General features: G+C 50.3%; 12 protein-coding genes and 3 pseudogenes. 4 read left to right on the top strand and 11 right to left on the bottom strand.

Annotation, left to right across the window (positions count from 1 at the left end):
- The first annotated feature begins 86 nt into the window (after positions 1-86).
- From ACXX82_RS13295 to ACXX82_RS13285, 3 genes and pseudogenes are all read left to right on the top strand, one after another.
- Entirely contained in the window at positions 87-500 is a 414-nt protein-coding gene (locus ACXX82_RS13295; RefSeq protein WP_458563996.1) for an MbcA/ParS/Xre antitoxin family protein, read from the top strand.
- Positions 491-1,174: pseudogene (locus ACXX82_RS13290) on the top strand (RES family NAD+ phosphorylase). The gene ACXX82_RS13295 and the pseudogene ACXX82_RS13290 overlap by 10 nt, the downstream one beginning before the upstream one ends.
- Positions 1,175-1,208: 34 nt before the next feature.
- The gene (locus ACXX82_RS13285; RefSeq protein WP_323505837.1) at positions 1,209-1,649 is read left to right on the top strand and encodes a hypothetical protein; all 441 of its coding nucleotides are present in this window, start codon (positions 1,209-1,211) and stop codon (positions 1,647-1,649) included.
- Between the two features lie 46 nt (positions 1,650-1,695).
- On the opposite strand, the gene ACXX82_RS13280 is transcribed toward ACXX82_RS13285, so the two are convergent.
- From ACXX82_RS13280 to acpA (ACXX82_RS13250), 7 genes and pseudogenes are all read right to left on the bottom strand, one after another.
- Positions 1,696-2,286 carry a glycine zipper 2TM domain-containing protein gene (locus ACXX82_RS13280; RefSeq protein WP_323505838.1) on the bottom strand — a complete coding sequence of 197 codons (591 nt, stop codon included), beginning with the start codon at positions 2,284-2,286 and terminating at the stop codon, positions 1,696-1,698.
- Between the two features lie 376 nt (positions 2,287-2,662).
- Complete coding sequence (locus ACXX82_RS13275) at positions 2,663-2,821, bottom strand: high-potential iron-sulfur protein (protein ID WP_322240403.1); 159 nt, start codon at positions 2,819-2,821, stop codon at positions 2,663-2,665.
- Between the two features lie 227 nt (positions 2,822-3,048).
- Complete coding sequence (locus tag ACXX82_RS13270; protein WP_322235459.1) at positions 3,049-4,398, bottom strand: cytochrome C; 1,350 nt, start codon at positions 4,396-4,398, stop codon at positions 3,049-3,051.
- Positions 4,399-4,664: 266 nt separating this feature from the next.
- Positions 4,665-5,335, bottom strand: a pseudogene (locus ACXX82_RS13265) (IS6 family transposase).
- A gap of 220 nt (positions 5,336-5,555) precedes the next feature.
- A pseudogene (locus tag ACXX82_RS13260) lies at positions 5,556-6,308 on the bottom strand (IS110 family RNA-guided transposase); the annotation flags it as partial.
- Between the two features lie 454 nt (positions 6,309-6,762).
- Positions 6,763-8,943, bottom strand: coding sequence for an acid phosphatase (gene acpA / locus ACXX82_RS13255; RefSeq protein ID WP_458563069.1), 2,181 nt, complete (start codon positions 8,941-8,943; stop codon positions 6,763-6,765).
- Positions 8,944-9,566: 623 nt separating this feature from the next.
- Positions 9,567-11,747, bottom strand: a complete 2,181-nt coding sequence (gene acpA, locus ACXX82_RS13250) for an acid phosphatase (RefSeq protein WP_458563068.1) — start codon at positions 11,745-11,747, stop codon at positions 9,567-9,569.
- Between the two features lie 268 nt (positions 11,748-12,015).
- Here acpA (ACXX82_RS13250) and ACXX82_RS13245 point away from each other — a divergent pair, with 268 nt between their 5' ends.
- Positions 12,016-13,332 carry a cytochrome-c peroxidase gene (locus ACXX82_RS13245; protein WP_458563995.1) on the top strand — a complete coding sequence of 439 codons (1,317 nt, stop codon included), beginning with the start codon at positions 12,016-12,018 and terminating at the stop codon, positions 13,330-13,332.
- A 36-nt stretch (positions 13,333-13,368) separates the two neighbouring features.
- Here ACXX82_RS13245 and ACXX82_RS13240 read toward each other — a convergent pair whose 3' ends face one another.
- The 4 genes from ACXX82_RS13240 to nirD form a co-directional block, all read right to left on the bottom strand.
- Complete coding sequence (locus ACXX82_RS13240; protein ID WP_458563067.1) at positions 13,369-14,331, bottom strand: alpha/beta fold hydrolase; 963 nt, start codon at positions 14,329-14,331, stop codon at positions 13,369-13,371.
- Positions 14,332-14,416: 85 nt separating this feature from the next.
- Positions 14,417-17,203 (bottom strand): nitrate reductase, encoded by a 2,787-nt coding sequence (locus ACXX82_RS13235; RefSeq protein WP_458563066.1) that lies wholly within the window; start codon positions 17,201-17,203, stop codon positions 14,417-14,419.
- Positions 17,204-17,216: 13 nt separating this feature from the next.
- The gene (locus tag ACXX82_RS13230; RefSeq protein ID WP_322235447.1) at positions 17,217-18,464 is read right to left on the bottom strand and encodes an NAD(P)/FAD-dependent oxidoreductase; all 1,248 of its coding nucleotides are present in this window, start codon (positions 18,462-18,464) and stop codon (positions 17,217-17,219) included.
- Positions 18,461-18,817, bottom strand: coding sequence for a nitrite reductase small subunit NirD (nirD, locus tag ACXX82_RS13225; RefSeq protein ID WP_322235444.1), 357 nt, complete (start codon positions 18,815-18,817; stop codon positions 18,461-18,463). Before nirD ends, ACXX82_RS13230 begins: the two co-directional genes overlap by 4 nt.
- Positions 18,818-18,819 lie beyond the last annotated feature (2 nt).

The following is an 18,819-nucleotide window of genomic DNA, read 5'->3' as shown; positions in this document are numbered from 1 at the left end:
TCGTTTTGCAGCTAAACGTAAGCTTTCTGGCACTTTATCCACTTGTAGATTAATATAATTAATAAGTCCATTTATATACAAATAGGATTTCTAAGACTGTATTACACCCAAAGATAGCTACAGTTGACCCTAAAAGACTGTCGAGCGCAGGGCTAAGAGCCTTCTTTAATATTGCCCGCGACTGGCATTTAAAAAACGACCAAGAAATCATTTTGCTAGGCAATCCTAGCCGTGCAGCCTATTTCAAGTGGAATAAAGCGCCCGAAACGGCATTGCTCAGTCGCGATACCTTAGAGCGGATTTCTTATTTGCTAGGCATCTATAAATCCTTACAAATATTACTTCCAAATACTATTTCCGCTGATGCCTGGATTAGCAAGCCAAACAATACTCCTCTATTTGGCGGGCAAAGTGCGCTGGATCGCATGCTGTCAGGGAATGTGGCTGATTTGTTTGTGGTGCGCCAATATCTTGATGCTGCTCGTGGTGGATGGTCGTAATGCAATTGCCGGAGATGACACTCGATTGGCTTCCCTGATTCAGAATTATTTCAACCAGATTTCCTTCAATTTATATATTTGATCGCGTGGCCGAAGCCGCAGACTTTGACGCGCTCTATGAAATTGAAGCGATGACAAATCCGCGTATTCGAAATGAAATCGGCGAAATTTCTTTGGAACCAGAAAGTGAGCGCATATATAAGAATGGCAGCGGCCCCATCATGGTAGCCTTCACGCACCTCAACCCTGATGGAAGCCGGTTTTCGAATGGGAGTTATGGTGTTTTTTATGCGGCAAAAGAAAAAGAAACTACCATAGCAGAAACGAAACGTCATTTTGCAGCCTTTATGCTGGCAACACATGAGGAGCCGATTTACCTTCAAATGCGTCTTTACCAAACGCGAGTTAAAGGTTTGGTGACAGATTTATTTCCCGACAAAGACACCCATCCAGAGATATTTTCACTGAAGAGTTATTTATCTTCCCAATCATTAGGAAAAGAAATCCGTGAAAGTGGCTCGAATGGGATTTGCTACCCAAGTGTAAGACGAGAAAATGGTACCTGTGTCGCGGCATTCAAAACTGCCATTTTGAGTGAATGCAACCATGCCGCCTACCTGGAATATCATTGGGACGGAAAAGAAGTTAACTATGTGACGGAAAGAATTGAATAGCTTATACCGACTCATCCGGTAAGGATTTTATTTCTTGCATACTCATGCTGCTTTTCCGAACACGTCCATTGGAACAACTTATAAAAGATGTCATCTTGCGGTCCAACTATGGTGCCCGTTATCGGACGGGCCTGCCAATCAGCAGCAGCATCGCCAAATGGGAGTGAATCTGGTTGTTAGCCACCGCATGGCCAAATATCGCCAGATGCGCTGGACCGACGAACGCGCGCACTGCCTGGTGCAGGTCAGAGTAGCGGTTCTCAATGGTGAACTGTCGCCCGCCAATCTCGGCGTCTTCGGTGTCAGATCAACCTCGGCCAGCGATTTGCGTAAGCCCCGCGCGAACGACAGGTCATTTCAACAGCACGGGCAACCAACTCATCTCCCCACCTTTTGCAGGCTCTCCTGGGCTGGCCGCTACCAGTCCGATCAGCCACACGCGATATTGCATTGGCCTGTTGACTTGCGGCGTTGACTTTGCCGCAGCTAATGATCCATTCCTTAGCGCCAGCACAGATCAATTAATAGCCGTAATTCTTGGCCACCGTATTACCTAAATACCCGCCACCAACTACACCTGCAACGGTCGCAAGCGTACGACCGTTTCCGCCGCCCACCTGATGTCCCAAGAGTCCACCGATCACCGCGCCGGTAGCTATCCCCAACGGACTCATTTGTGACACCGGACTGGCTTGAGCTACTTGGCGGGACTGTTGGATCGGCGCTTCATATTGGGGTGTCCGTTCGGCCTGTGCATAAGATGAATCATGATGCCGATAAACATGATGGACTACCGTTTTTTGTTTAGTCATACTGGGCGTCGGGGCAACCTGATATCCCGCCACCGCAGGTGAAGCCACTGGCTGCATGTATTGGTAACCGTTGGGTGTCTGTACTAAGACCGGTGCGCCCGCCGGCAATGCCGCGGGAACCGACATCGCCATCTGTGCGGCAGGCGTTGCTACTGGCGCTTGCGATCCCACTGCATTCCCGTGAGAATTCGGTAGCAAGCCCGCAATCGCTGCGACGCCAAGCAGACTTGCCAAGATAACAGATCCTGCCGCGCCGGCGACTAATGGATGCATACGCGGTGTTGATTGACTGACTTCCATTTGATACTCCAGAGAACGTTGAGAGTGATTTTATTGTACGAACGTATCGGTCACTTACACAGCGAGATTGTGTATCAGGTGTTTCGAATTGCAACACGGGCACGCCTAACCCAATGCATGCAAACTCTTGGCTATCTGGATGAGAAATCATGGCAGCCAGCGTTGCCAACAAGATCTTGACCGGCAGTGTAGGCAAGATCGATACCTCGCCCAGGCTGGCGCAGTGGCGGTTGGACGTGGCGTCAATCTTTTAAGGCCGCAGTATGGCTTGCTGCCCAAACGCAATGTCAGTTATGTGGATGCGTCCTGAATCATACGGACAGCCGGGCGCGGCACGCTATCGGGTGACTGAGCGCTTACATTTATTTCACACGCATCACTTTGACGAAAACGCCATACACCAGCCGCTAAGATTGACCGGTCCTGCCACAATTTTACAAGTGCCAGTAACTGTATCTGGGGTGGACAAAGGCCTGAATGCAGCGCAGTCGGCGCACCTTTGACCATCCCTGGGATGATCTTGATAATTAAGCATTCCCTTACTCGCGGACCCCGCATTTGCGCACCGCGAGTAAATCGCGATAGGAATAATAACGATTGAGCCCAACATCACAGTGCTTTGACGGAGCATACTCCGGCGCGATATTGGTTTGGTCTTATTCATGACTTCTGCTCCCGATGTAATATCCAAAACGAGACTTGCTTCCCTAAATAGATTGGGCTTGCGCGAAGTGGGAAGCGACTGATGCTTGATAGTGCTTCTTAAAACATTAACCACGCGTAAAGGTAAAGGGTATTGTTGTCCTTAGCGTCCCTGAGCGTCGCGTCGTAATTAGATTTGGCCCCGTTGAACTTGGTGTAGCCCGTATACTGGAGTCCCAGTCGGACGTTCGCCTGAGGATCCCAATCGAATGTGTAGTGCGGCCAATAATTTAGTTCGACGATATACCCTCTTGTATCCGGCTTCCCATTAGTTGTCCCAAATCTTAAGAAGTCGGCGTCCCCTGCAACATTGAACCCGGCGACCGTAAAACCATAAGTCCGGTCTAGAAGGTAGGTGATCTTGGCGCGGGTAGAACGTTGGCTCGAACTGGGATTGTCATTTCTGTTGGGGAATCCGGATCGCCACTCCGCTTTTTCTTTGATCGTGGAAGCTTGAGCGGTGACGATATGGTGGGCATCTTTACTAAAATATTGGTATTGCGCGTCGAACCCCAGATCGCGGAATTGGTCCCCGGGGTTGATTCCATCCTGCCCTTTTAAGGAGACTGTTGTTCCAAAGTGGCCGACTGTTAAATTCTGGTTTTCATCGCCGAACGTATAGGTGATGCGCCAATAAGGATTAGACCCCGATAGCGATACCCTCTGATTATCGGGAGTGCCCGCGCGCAAGACCGAAAGCGGACCTTTCGCCGTCTGATAGGAGGTCGCCTCCAGATACAGCGAATCAAGCACGTATGCATATGCCCCAATCCCGGCGACCCGCGCACCCGATTCAAGAAACGTTGGAACGCCACGACCTGGGGCTGCAAGACTCGGGCTATAGTACGGATAGCTCCAGGCAGGTGTGGTATTCCAGACATCTTGAACGGTAGGGTTGTTATGCAATGTCACACCAAAAAACGTCGGTTTTTCATCTGTCCCAGCCATTTTCACAAAGCGCAGATCGGTGTTATCAAGCGCACTGTGCCCTGAAAAATTCCGGTTGTCCGATGTGCTGATGTTGTTGTAGGTCCATTGGATGAAACCCCCGGCGTTGTCGCTAAATTTGCCGCCAGAAAAGAGGCTGATAGCCTCTGCGACAAATTCGCGATTTTTCCCGAAAAGCTGATCGCCGGTCGATTTGTCAGTATTGTTTTTAATCGAATTAGCCGAAACGATCGCCATCAGAGAAAGTGGAATCTTCTCGCGTTCTCCCAGCGTATAGCCTCCCAGCTTAAATTTTCGGCCAAAGGGCGTTAGCTCAGGGTAAATAGTGTGACAGGACGCACACTTCAGACTTGTTTGTCTCGCAAAAAGAGGATTAGCTGCAACATCAGGTATAACTCCGTAAGCAGCAATTAAGCATAGCGCGACAGCGATGTGCTTTAAAATTACATGCGAATTATTCATTATGAATCCCCTTGGCGAGCGTCAAGTACCCTTGGCTATGAAGCGCGACGGTTGTCATCGTATTTTTTTATGAATCAAACATTAAACCAAGTGACCGCGTGTGATAAGGGGGGGATGTACTACATTTCATGGAGAGTATTCCCGCGATGCCCAAGAGAACTTGAAGCTGGTCGTCGCGTTGACTTTGTCGCATTAACAGAGAAAAATCGGACTGCTCGTAGTTTTTTGATCCAGCTTCAAACCGAACGGATTTGTCCTGCCAAAGCCTAAAATTGATCGGCAAACGACATCATATTTTCTGCTGTGACGATCATCTGTTCATTGCGAATCATGTGCATGAGTTTGATGCCGGCCAGTACGTTTTGAGCGGATCGCATTGATTTAAAATTTCGCATCGTTTGGTCGCGCGTTTGATAGCCCGATGGTGCTGCTCGAACACATTGTTGAGGTATTCGACCTGTCGAACGACAATCCGAATTTCTCTGCCAGCATTGATCTCATTGATCGCATTGATCGCGGCCTGGTTGGTACCGCTTTTATCCATCGTGACTTTTTCAGGAGCGCCATGCGTGTGCATGGCCTTGTCGAAAAGACGTTGTGCAGCCACTTTGTCTCGTTTGGCGGTCAATAGAAAGTCAATCGTGTTGCCTTCCTTGTCCATGGATCGATAGAGTCACTTCTAGACACTTTTGACTTCAATATAGGTCTTATCCCTCCGCTAGCCTCTACCAACTGGACGCTTGTATTTGCGGAATGCTTTTTCCAGCAGCGGTAAGAATTTGATCGCCCAACGATTGATCGATGAGTGATCAACAACCACGCCGCGTTCTTTCATCATTTCTTACAGGTGGCGGTAACTCAACGGGTAGGCTGCGTACCAGCGGACGCAGATCAAAATCACGTCGATTGGAAATCGCATTCCGTTAAATTTGAGCATCTCGATTCGTCCATTACTCTGGGACCCAGTAGTCTGCCTGATCGGCACGCAGGTTTGGATAATGCGACATATATGGACGCCCTCAGTTTGCCAAGCATTAAATCGATGATGAGTATAAGGGTAAGATTGCAGCCATATATTCGGACTTTCATTGAGGTTTGCGCCTCTGTCCCTGATGGAACTTGCTGGCCAGGTCCTAATCAGAACCACACGCTCGAAGCGCATGTCGCATTACAGGTTTTCCTGACCACGGTCTAACCTGGTTTGCCATCACTTCATCTCCAATTGAAGCCACTAATGCCGTGGTAGTGATGGGACCTATTCCAGGTATTTCTGCAAGTTTTCTGCTCATTTCTGAAGAACGGTGCCATTGTTGAATTTTCTCATCCATTTCATCGACCTGTTTATCCATGTCTTTCAAGTGATCATATAAACGTTGTAGCAGATCTCGAAAGCTTGCCGGCTAATCTGATTTTTCCCTGAGTTCCGAGAGGCGCCGGGCGATGTTCGCAATTGCTTGCAGAATAACTATGCCGAACTCCGACAACAATCCGCGAATTTGGTTTGCTTGAGCCGTTCTCACTTTGATAAAAGACTGACGCACTCGGTGCAATGACAGAACAGCTTGTTGTTCGTCCGTTTTTATTGGAACGAAGCGCATATTAGGTCGAGAAACGGCCTCGCAAATTGCTTCTGCATCGGCCATGTCATTTTTATTGGTCTTGACATAGGCCCACACAAATTGAGGAGCCATCAGTTTCACAGTATGTCCCATCCCGGTCAGCTTCCTGCCCCAGTAATGTGCGCTGCCACACGCTTCCATTCCAATCAAACACGGTTGCAGTTTAATAAAGAACTCAGCCATTTTTACGCGATCTAGTTTCTTTCGAAGCACGGCATTTCCATGATCATCGACGCCATGAACTTGAAATACATTTTTTGCTAAATCGATTCCAATCGAAGTCATCTTCATTTTGGACGCTCCTTTTATTTAGGGGTAATACTCCCATGTTGGCACGTTGCCGTTTGAAAGAGTGCGTCCATTCCATTGGAGCCATCGCGGGACGTTGATCCTTTTTTGTGTCAATTATTTTCCTCAAAAAAGGAGGAAAAAAAAGGCCTATAACCGCAATATATAGTTGTTCGCCTATGAGCCGAAATAATCCTAATGGAAACGTCCTGATCACATTTTGTCAGGACATTTTGAGGCAACTTATTTGTCCTCAAACTACGGCAACAGGTTCTGGATGTTTTTCAAGCGCGGTAAGATTTGTCAATTTTTTTACTTATATACTGCAAGCACTTTGGCGTATTGACAATATGTAAGCATTAGCATCAAACACTTTAAGCTATTTGACTAAGCCAATTCACGTTGACCATCTCCGTTTCACCGCCGCGCTGACACCCCAATTATTACCACCAATACTTTATTCCTGAGGCACCACCGTCAACGCGCCACTCAAGTCGCCCATCGCCACTCCGCCATTCGCCACTAACGCTGCGTCTCGCGCTTTCAAACCATCGAGTTCCACCAACCCGTAGCGACGCGTAATGAAGCGCAAGATGGATGCAGTGTCGTATTGGGTGTGATCGACGAAACCCTTCCTTACATAGGGCGAAACGAGAATTGCAGGTAGACGCGTGCCCGGCCCCCAACGGTCGCCCTTTGGCGGCGCAACATGATCCCAGTATCCACCGTTATCATCATAGGTCACTACGATCAGCATATTCTTCCATTGTGGGCTGGCCTGCAATTTGGCGATCACGTCGGCGATATGTGCATCGCCTTCGGCGACGTTGGTGAAGCCGGAATGTTGAGTCAGATTTCCTTGCGGTTTATAAAAGGAAACCGGCGGAAGTTTTCCTGCTGCGGCATCCTGTAAAAAAGAGGCGTCAAAATCCTTCATATGACTGGCGCGTTCGGCAGCGCCGTTGGCGGTCGCCGGATCGAAACGGCGATAATAATTAAACGGTTGATGAGGGGGCTGAAAATTGATTTTTCCAGCATAGATGACATTACGAGGCGCTCTTGATGCGTCAGCCAATGCGGCGTTCCACGCGCCGGAATACCAAGCCCATTTGATACTTTTGACAGATAGTTGATCGCCAATGGTCCGTTGTGTTTGCGCAGGCAATGTCGTTGCCTTGTTGGCGTCAGCATAGGTGGACGTCGCGTCCGCGCTGGCCGCATTACCGCTTGGCTGATACAACGGTTGCATCGTATTGACGGCATAAAACATCCCGGACGCATCCTTCGGCGTGAGTGTGCCGTCCTTTAAGTAGACCGGCGCACCGTTCAGCACAGAAGTAGGATTGCCAATGCCGGGAGTCAGTCGCACCAGGTTGCCACTGGCATCCACCTCGACAGCTGAAATGCTGTTTTTGGCAGGCGAAGTGGCGTTATCGGCATCTGGATAAGTCGGTGCGCAGGCACAAATCAGATATTGATGATTGAGGAACGAGCCACCAAATGCACCCATGAAAAAACGATCGGCGAGTGTATATTTTTTCGCCACATCCCACAGTTTCATTTTGCTGCCATCGTAGTAACCCATGCTGAGAGCGCCGGCATCCGAGTAGGCCGCAAACAGATTGTTCTTGCCACCATTGATTTGCATCTGATTGTTATAAAAACGATGCACCAGATCACGCGTGACCACTGACAAATCGGCAAATACGAGTCCGTTGACGTTGTCAATTTGAAACGGCTTGTTCGGTAAGTTGGCTGTCTGCGCTTGCGTAATCACGGTAGTCTGACCTGCCGCAGTCATCCCGCCCCAACTTGGCGGCAATACAGGGAGCGTATTACCATCGAAATCTTTTTGCGGGTAAGCTGCAGTACGCGAACTCGGATTAACGCCAGGAATACCATCAGCGCCGGGAAATAAACCATAGAGATTATCGAAACCGCGATTCTCGGCATAGATCACGACGACAGTTTGTATGTTGCGCATCGCCAGCGCTTTATTAATTGTATCCCCGATCGGAGTGTTGTCAGCGGTGGCCGTCGGTGCAGCGATCACGGATGTTATCACCGCCGTGACTGCCTTATTTTCCGCATGAATTTTTGCTGCGATTTCACCAGATAGATGATTGAAATCACCGGTAAGATAGGCGGGATCAATAGTTAATTTTGCGGCCAATTTTTTGCTGGCATCCGCAAAATTGCCGCCATTGGTGTCCATCGCTGCGGCAAGTTCAGTTGATATTGCGCTGACAAAGCGCGTGTGTCCTGATGGCGCACGAAAAATGAATGTGCGGCCTGCTTCGTTACCTAGATCACCGGGCACGTCGTGTTCGATCGCCGCATTATCAATCATCACCACAATCGGAAGCACCGCAGATCCGGGAAGCTTAAACGATCCATCCGTACCTGTTTTAACAATCACGGAGCGCGCATCGCAGGTCGCTTTTTTTACTTTATCCTCAAAGCAAACCCGTGCATTTTCATAGTACCCACCGATGACCTGACCAGTCGTGGCATCTCCGGAATTACCACCCAAGATACCCGCTGAGGCAGTGTTGACAATCCCGCTGCAAGGGCTCAGACCACACGACAAAATAGCCAGCGATAGACACAACCTGGGTGAATAAAAAAATGCATTCATCACATTCCTAAAGCCACAAAACAACCCATAGCATTCCCTAATATGTCAACTATATGAATTCGCTGATGCTAGAAGTATTTTTCTAGCACGTCAATTACATGAAATACCAGCTATATAGGTGCCACACGAAATGATATACGGGTACCCCGTTATCGTTGACGTGAATCCAAAGATATCCAATCAGTACCAACTCCACCACGCAAAAAATCTGGCTACATCGTTAAACCAATGCATTGGCACGAGCATGATGTGCGGTATAAAGGTTTTAATCGGCATTGGCATCCGACAGGAACCGCGTTGGCAACGAGCCCAGCAACTACCACAGTAACGCAGACAGCACCCGCATCACTGGTGGTTGCAGTTAAGTGATTGCCGTTGTTAGCAATAGTGTTGCAGTAAGGTCGACCATCTTGCTCTAGGTCCGTGCGGGTAAGGTTGCCATGTTGATCGTATTGATAACCTTACGTATTCGAGTTTGTGGACGCCTCGGTAACGCTGAAGCAACAGAGGGGGCGATCCAGATTATCATCCCCAAAGCACTGTTTCAGGTCGGCGACCGTTTTACCGGTTTTTCCAATCAAGGCGCCGCTATGTTGCTATCGCAAAGTATTATTAACAACTCCCTACTCCTGAGGCACCACAGCCAACGCGCCACTCAAGTCGCCCATCGCCGCTCCGCCATTCGCCACTAACGCTGCGTCTCGCGCTTTCAAACCATCGAGTTCCACCAACCCGTAGCGACCCGTAATGAAGCGCAAGATGGATGCGGTGTCGTATTGCGTATGGTCGACAAAACCCTTCCTTACATACGGCGAAACCAAAATTGCAGGCAGACGCGTTCCGGGTCCCCAGCGGTCGCCCTTTGGTGGTGAAACATGATCCCAGAAACCACCGTTTTCATCATAGGTCACGACGATCAGCATATTCTTCCATTGCGGGCTGGCTTGTAATTTGGCGATCACATCGGCGATATGGGCATCGCCATCGGCGACATTGGCGTAGCCGGGATGTTGATTCAGGTTACCTTGCGGTTTATAAAAAGACACTGGCGGGAGTTTTCCCGCTGCGGCATCTTGTAAAAAAGAGGCGTCAAAATCCTTCAGATGACTTGCGCGTTCGGCAACGCCACTGGCGGTTGCCGGATTGAAACGGCGATAATAATTAAACGGTTGATGATGAGGCTGGAACTGAATTTTGCCTGCATAGATGACGTTGCGGCGCGCACTCGATGCGTCAGCTAACGCGGCATCCCATGCGCCAGAATACCAGGCCCAGTTGACACCTTTTGCAGATAGTTGATCACCAATGGTGCGCTGTGTTTGCGCAGGTAATGTCGTCGCTTTGCTGGCGTCAGCATAGCTTGACGCGGCATCAGCGACGGCGGCGTTACCGCTCGGCTGATACAACGGTTGCATCGTATTGACAGCATAAAACATTCCGGACGCATCCTTCGGCGTGAGCGTGCTGTCCTTTAGGTAGACCGGTGCACCGTTCAGTACAGAAGTAGGATTGCCAATGCCGGGAGTCAGTCGCACCATGTTGCCTTGGGCATCAACATCAACAGCCGAAATATTGTTTTTGGCTGGAGAAGCGGCGTTATCAGCATGCGGATAAGTCGGCGCGCAGGCACAAATCAGATATTGGTGATTGAGAAAGGAGCCGCCAAATGCGCCCATGAAAAAACGATCGGCGAGCGTATATTTTTTGGCGATATCCCACAGTTTCATTTTACTGCCATCGTAGTAACCCATGCTTAAACCGCCAGCATCCGAGTAGGCCGCAAACTGATCGTTCTTGCCGCCGTTGATTTGCATCTGATTGTTATAAAAACGATGCACCAGATCACGCGTGACCACTGACGAATCGGTAAATACGGGGCCGTTCACGTCGTCAATTTGAAACGGCTTGTTCGGTAAGTTGGCTGTCTGCGCTTGCGTAATCACTTTTGTCTGACCTGCCGCAGTCATCCCGCCCCAACTCGGCGGCAACGCAGGCAGCGTATTACCGTCGAAATCTTTCTGTGGGTAAGCAGCAGAACGCGAACTTGGATTAACGCCAGGAATACCATCGGCACCGGGGAATAAACCATAGAGATTATCGAAACCCCGATTCTCGGCATAGATCACGACGACAGTCTGTATATTGCGCATCGCCAGCGCTTTATTGAGTGTGTCCCCTATAGAGGCATTGACAGCGGTGGCCGTCGGAGTTGCGATCACGGATGCTATCACCGCCGTAACCGCAGTATTTTCAGCGTGAATTTTTGCTGCATTCTCACCAGAAAGCTGATTGAAGTCACCCGTCAAAGTGGCGGGATCTATAGTTAATTTTGCGGCTAATTTTGTGCTGGCGTCCACAAAATTACGACCATTGGTGTCCATCGCTGCGGCAAGTTCCGTTGATATCGCACTGATAAAGCGCGTGTGTCCTGATGCCGCACGAAAAATCAATGTGCGGCCTACTTCATTACCTAAATCACCAGGTACTTCATGTTCAATCGATTCATTATCGATCATGGCCACGACTGGAAGCACCGCAGAGCCGGGAAGCATGAACGATCCATCGCCGCCTGTTTTAACAATCGCGGACCGCGCATCACAGGTGGCTTTTTTTACCTTATCTTCAAAACAAACCCGTGCATTTTCATAGTAGCTGCCGATTACCTGCCCAGTGGTCATATCACCAGGATTGCCACCCAAGTTGCCCGCGAAATCAGTATTGCCAATGCCTGTGCAAGCGCTGAGCCCAAACGACAAAATCACTATCGATAGCGACAACTTGCGTGGATAAAATAATGGGTTCATTACATTCCTAAAGCGACAAAAAAAGCCATCGTAATCTTCTAATATGTCAACGTTATGAATTAGGTCGCATGAGAAATAATATAATATCAAAATTACAATTAAGTGCAACTAATTACAACTATCACTCTACGCACCGGAGATGATCAATAGTGTCATATTAGGATAGTAGGGTAGGCCGTCATATAACAGTCACAGGAAAATGATAATCTTGCACTCCATCAACATGGACCGAGAACCGAAAGATGTTTCAATCAGCACCAACTCCGCCATGCAAAAATATCTGATGACATCGTTAAAGCAATGCATTGGAACTAGCTGGTTGCGTGGCATCGCCGTTTTAATCGTCATTGGCATCGGACCAAGTGCCGCCTTGGCGACTAGCTTGGCATCCAACACCGTAAATCAGACAGCGCCCGCTTCGCTTGGAGCCGCCTATGCGCCAAACATTAAGAAGCAACCCAGCGTCGCAGCGATGACTGCGTTGGGCCGTGTGATGTTTTTTGATCGCACATTATCGGCCTCGGGCAAGCTATCTTGCGCCTCTTGCCATAGTCCCGATCACGCCTTTGGACCGCCGAATAATCTGGCGGTCCAGTTGGGCGGCAAGAAAATGGCAACGCTGGGAACCAGGGCGGTCCCCTCTCTGCGCTATCTGCAAAACGTCCCGGCTTTTACTGAACACTTTTATGACAATGACGGTGACGATAGTATCGATGCCGGTCCAACCGGTGGTCGCAACTGGGATGGTCGTGCCTCTTCAGCGCACGATCAGGCGGCGATTCCCTTGTTGTCAGCCCACGAAATGGGTAATCTCAATCCGGCCGCTGTTGTAGAGAAACTGAAAAAATCTTCCTACGCTGTATTGTTCCGACAAACGTTAGGTCAGGATATTTTTGATCATCCGCAGAGCGCGTTCACACAAGCAACAATGGCACTGGAAATCTTTCAGGAAAGCCCTGCAGATTTTTATCCCTACAACAGCAAATACGATGCCTTTCTACGCAATCAAACAGCGCTCAGCAAACAGGAATTGCGTGGCCTGGCCCTATTCAATGATCCCGCCAAAGGTAATTGCGCGTCTTGTCATATCAGCGCGATCAAACCGGATGGCGGATTTCCGCAATTTACTGACTATGGTTTGATTGCGATCGGCGTACCGCGCAATATGCACATCCCGGCAAATGCTGATCCGGCATTTTTTGATATGGGTTTATGCGGGCCTGATCGGACCGATTTGCGCGACAAAACAGAATATTGCGGACTATTCAGAACACCATCATTACGCAATGTCGCTACGCGCAAAGTTTTCTTCCATAATGGCTCTTTTAAGAGTCTGGAACAGGTGTTGAAATTTTACGTAGAACGCGATACCCAACCGCAGAAATGGTATCCACGGGGGAAGAATGGGCAGGTTATGAAATTCGATGATTTGCCGGTGCAGTATCACGCTAACGTCAACGTTGAGCCGCCATTCGATCGAAAGATCGGCGGAAGTCCAGCGTTAACTGATGCTGAAATCAAGGATGTCATTGTGTTTTTGAAGACACTGAATGATGGTTTTACACCCTTGGCTGTAAAGAAATAATTATGTGCATCAATTGATCACCAATTCATTACCTGGTCACCAATGTTCAAAATTTCCGTCCAAGGCAAAACAATTCAGCGCCTCTAACAATGCTGTCGCCATATCGGGATGGAACGGATTATGGCCAGCACCCACGACCATGCGCAAGCGGCTTCCTACTATTCGCACATGCAATCTAACCGCATTGTCGGGATCGCATATCCGATCATCCTGGCCTTGCAGGATAGCAACCGGAAAACTGCTTAAACTGGCCGCTGCGTCCAGCAAATCTGCCTCATTCAGGAAGCAATGATTGATCAGGTAATGTGCCTGAATTCGATAGCGTTGCGTCAGCTTCTCCACCTCAGCATAATCAAAATTGGCTTCAACGATCACCTCAGGCTGATCCTGGCTTGCCTCGTAGCGATGCCATGCTTGCGCCAGCATCGACACCTGTGAACCGTCGGTCGAAAACTGGTCCGCGATATAGGGTAACAACTGCGATCTTTCATGCGCCGGTACGTGCGCGGCAAAGGTCTCCCACGCTGTATCCGCGATATCAGGGCGGGGTTGAAAAAACCGATCAATATCACCATTTCCCGCTAGAAAAGGCGCACGTAACACCACACCAAGTAAGGTTAAAGGCCAACGCTGCGCGTAAGTCAGTGCCAGACAAGCGCCCCACGAGCCGCCGCCTAAAAGGATTTTTCCTAGGCCGCAACGGTGACGCAGTGCATCTATATCTTGTAGTAGTCGTTCGGTATTATTGTCATTTGTTGCGCCAGTTGGCGTGCTGCGACCACAGCCACGCTGATCGCACAGGATCAGCCGATAGACCGATGGATCGGCAAATAGTTGGTGGCGTGAACTGCTGGCGCTACCGGGTCCGCCGTGCAACCAAAGCAGCGGGATGCCGTCAGGATTGCCATATTGCGCAAACCAAAGGCGATGCCCTTGGCCCACGTCAAGATAGCCTTCATCAAAAGGGCTTTGTAACGGGAAGAAAGTGGAGGCGGTCATGCCGCTATTCTAACGGCGCGGCGTGACATTGCAATAGACACTTTTCCGGATGAACTGACGGCTCGGTTTCTTCACCGTGCGGTGATTAGCGGGATACCGCTTCTTCCACCAGCGTGGTAGCCAGTAATTTTTTAATCTCAGGAACACAAGATCCGCAGTTCCCGCCAGCTTTGAGACAACTCGTCACCTGCGTCACCGTCGTCAATCCTTGTTGACGAATCGCTCCGCAAATTGTATTGCGCCCAACCCCAAAACACGAGCAGACAGTCGGTCCGGCATCCGCCCCTTTTTCAATTGGTTGCCCAATCAAAAGGCCGACGCGGTCTGCGTCTTCAAGATGGTCTTTTGCGAACAAACTCGCCAGCCAGGCTCTTGATGGAAGATCTGGTCGCGGCGAAATAAATACGCAAATATCAATCCGATCATCCACCAGATGCGCTGCCCGATACACGCCTGCGGTGGTATCGGCGTATTCTAGCCAGTCAGCATCAGGATCGGCGATTTTTAATAATTCACGCGTCCACTGTCCATGGTCGTTGATAATATTTCGACCGGCGAATTCATACCGCGCAAATGTGCGTCCCTGAATCCGCGTCCAGTGTGTCACGCTATCCAAGTCCAGCTCCTTACGACTGAGAATAAAGCCGTGCCAGGCGACCGGAAAATCATCGACTCTGACGGGTGTATTTTTGAACTCTGGTTCGCCGGAAACCGGATCAACCACGGGATTGACCACGGCACCAATACGCGCATCGGATGCGGACTGATTACTCCAGTGAATGGGTACAAAAATGCTGCCACGGGCGATACCGCCGCCATGTTGCACCCGGGCTACCATCGCACCCCACTTTGATGAAACACGCGCCAGACTGCCTTCACGCACGCCGTATAACAATGCATCTTGCGGATGCATGTCGATAAAAGATTCCGGCACATGATCAGCCAGTTTTGCTGATTTCCCGGTTCGGGTCATTGTGTGCCACTGATCGCGCACACGACCGGTATTCAGGTTAAGCGGAAAGTCTTCATCCGTCGCATGCATCGGCGCGCGCGGTGGCGTGGCGATAAAGCGGGCCTTGCCATCCGGGTGGGAATAACGGTTATCTGCAAACAGTCGTTGAGTACTGATCAGCTCACCTGCCGCGTCACGCGTCACTGGCCATTGGATAGGCTGCAAAGCGTCAAATTGCGCTTTATCCATGCCGGTCAGGCCAGCGATATTAAACACCCGCGGCGTGACATCGCCTGCGGCCGGGCCATTGGAACAAGCGCTTAAGCGCGCATGCTCATCAAAAATTTCGTGCGGGCTGCTGAAATCAAATCCGCCAAACCCCATGCGCTGACCTACATCGCACAATACTTGCCAGTCGGCGCGGGCTTCTCCAGGTGCGGTCAAAAATGCACGCTGACGCGAGATGCAGCGCTCTGAATTGGTTACTGTCCCGTCTTTTTCACCCCAGCCCAAAGCGGGTAACAGCACGTCAGCAAACGCATTGGTGTCGGTTTTTTCAATGATATCGGAGCAGACCACGAGCTGGCATTTGGACAGGGCGCGTTGCACCTGATCGGCATCCGGCAAGCTGACCATCGGATTGGTGGCAATAATCCACACCGCTTTGACTTTACCTTGTTCGATTGCCTGGAACAGATCAACCGCTTTCAGTCCGACCTTATCGGCAATCTGGGGCGAATCCCAGAAGGTCTGAACCGTGCGGCGATGGGCCGGATTATCCAGATCCATGTGCGCAGCCAACATGTTCGCCAGCCCACCGACTTCACGACCACCCATTGCGTTGGGTTGGCCTGTAATCGAAAATGGTCCCATGCCGGGCTGACCGATACGTCCGCTGATCAGGTGACAATTGATAATGCTGTTGACTTTGTCGGTGCCGGACGACGATTGGTTAACACCTTGCGAAAAAGCAGTGATGACTTTTTTTGATCCGGCAAATAGCTGATAAAACGTTAGCAAATCTTGGGGGTCAAGTTTGCATATCTTAGCGACGGTGAGCAGATCAGGGCTGCTGGCTGCGGCGGCGGCAAGCGCCTCGCTGGAACCATTAGTGTACTCATCAACAAAGCCGCTATCGGTCATGCCGTTATTTGCCAGATAGTGCAGCAATCCATTGAACAACCAGACATCGGTTCCTGACTTGACCGGCAGATGCAAATCGGCAGACTCGCAGGTCGCGGTGCGGCGTGGATCAATCACGATCAGTTTCATATCTGGTCGAGATTCTTTGATTTTGGTAATGCGCTGAAACAGGATGGGATGACACCAGGCGGTGTTCGACCCAACCAATACCACCACGTCAGCCAGTTCCAGATCTTCGTAACACACCGGCACCAGATCTTCACCAAACGCACGCTTATGCCCCGCTACCGCTGATGACATGCACAGACGCGAATTGGTATCGATATTGGCGCTGCCGATATAACCCTTCATCAGCTTATTGGCGATGTAATAATCCTCGGTCAGTAGCTGACCGGATACGTAAAACGCCACCGCGTCCGGGCCGTGACGGGCGATGATGTCATTGAATCCCGACGCTACTTTATCCAGCGCCTGATCCCAGCTTGAACGCTGCATCAAATTGGTGACGGCGTCCCTAATCTGCGGATAGAGAAGGCGGCCCTGAAGATCAACCGTTTCATCCAATGCCGAACCTTTGACGCACAAACGCCCTTTATTCGCAGGATGCGCAGCGTCTCCTGTGACGCCGATTTTTCCATCAGCCAGCACTGTAGCGGCAACACCACAGCCGACACCGCAGTAAGGGCATGTCGTGAATACGCTTTTTGGTATCAGGTCGCCTTTGAATGCCTCAAGAGATGACAGCGCAGATGACAGCGGAGGCTGGGAGAGATTCACGGGAGATTCCTCATCAAGCGGCCTGGACGCATAGCGCCTGGCCGAATAGTAATTGATTGCGCAGCGAGGAGACATCGGTTTTGTTTTGAATCAAATCAAAATACCACGGACCATCTTTCACATCTCCGTATAGTACCGCTCCCACGATCTGATTGCCTTTCAATACCAATCGTTTATAGATACCGCGACGTGGGTCGCGCAGCACTAGATCTTCGCTACCATCACCACCAATAAAATCGCCAGCAGAATACAGATCAACGCCGGTTACTTTGAGCTTGGTCGCGGTCGCTTGCTGGATATAACGACGATGACCAGCACCGGCCAGATGCGCACCGCACACCCGCGCCTGATCCCAAATCGGCGCGACCAAACCAAACGTCGACAAGCGATGCTGGACGCATTCGCCAACTGCATAAATCCGTGGATCATAGGTTTGCAATGTATCGTCAACCACAATCGCGCGATCACAATGCAGAAGGGCTTTTTTCGCGAGGGCAATATTGGGTCGCACGCCTGCCGCCATGACGACCAGATCAGCCGGTATCTCACTACCATCTTTAAAACGCACGGCTGTCACCCGCTCGGACCCCAGGATTTCGCTGGTATGCGTATCGAGCATGATGCGCAAGCCCTTTAATTCCAACGCTTTTTTCAGGAGCGCAGATGCTGGCTTGTCCAACTGTTGATTCATCAAACTATCACACACGTGCACTACGGTAACGTCCATCCCCTGACGCAGCAATCCGTTGGCGGCTTCCAGACCCAGCAAGCCGCCGCCGATCACGACCGCATGGCGATGATCACGTGCGGCTGCCAGCATAGTTTCTACATCCTGAATATCTCGAAACGCAATCACGCCCGGCAATTGATGTCCCGGTACAGGAATAATAAAAGGGGTGGAACCGGTAGCCAGCAACAGTCGGTCATACGAGACCTCAAGACCTGCGCGCGAACGCACAAGGCGACGACGCCGATCAATCATCTCAACTGGATCACCGGCATGCAACGTAATATTATTTTCCTGATACCACTCGCGTGTATGCAACATAATGTCTTCCACACTTTTATCGCCAGCGAGCACGGGCGACAATAATATGCGGTTGTAATTGCCATACGGTTCGGCCCCGAACACGGTAATGTCGTACAAATCCGGTGCCAGCTTTTGTAACTCTTCAACCGTGCGCATACCAGCCATGCCGTTACCGATGACCACCAGCGATGGTTTTGTTCGATTAGCCTGCTTGCCTGGTGTTGTGGTCATACGCCGACCCACACCTTTCCGTCGACAACCCGCGTCGGATAGGCGCTGACCGAGTGTTCTGGAGATTCCAGGCATTCTCCGGTTTGCAAATCAAAGTGTTGCTTGTACATCGGCGATGCTACGACGATACGCTCACCAAGATTGCCGACCATGCCACGCGACAAAATCGATGCCTGAGAATGGGGATCAAAATTACTAATCGCGAATACACGGTCTTCACCGTCAATGACATGAAACAGCGCCACTTGCGCGCCGTTGATCAATGCACACACACCTGTGTTTGGTAAGATCTGGTCGAGTTCGCAGACAGAAATCCAGTTATCCAGCTGCCCCAATTGGGTATCGCTATGCATAT

The sequence above is a fragment of the Glaciimonas sp. GNP009 genome, assembly GCF_054343755.1.
The sequence above is the reverse complement of the archived record's forward strand: the minus strand, read 5'-3'. Positions and strand labels throughout refer to the sequence as shown.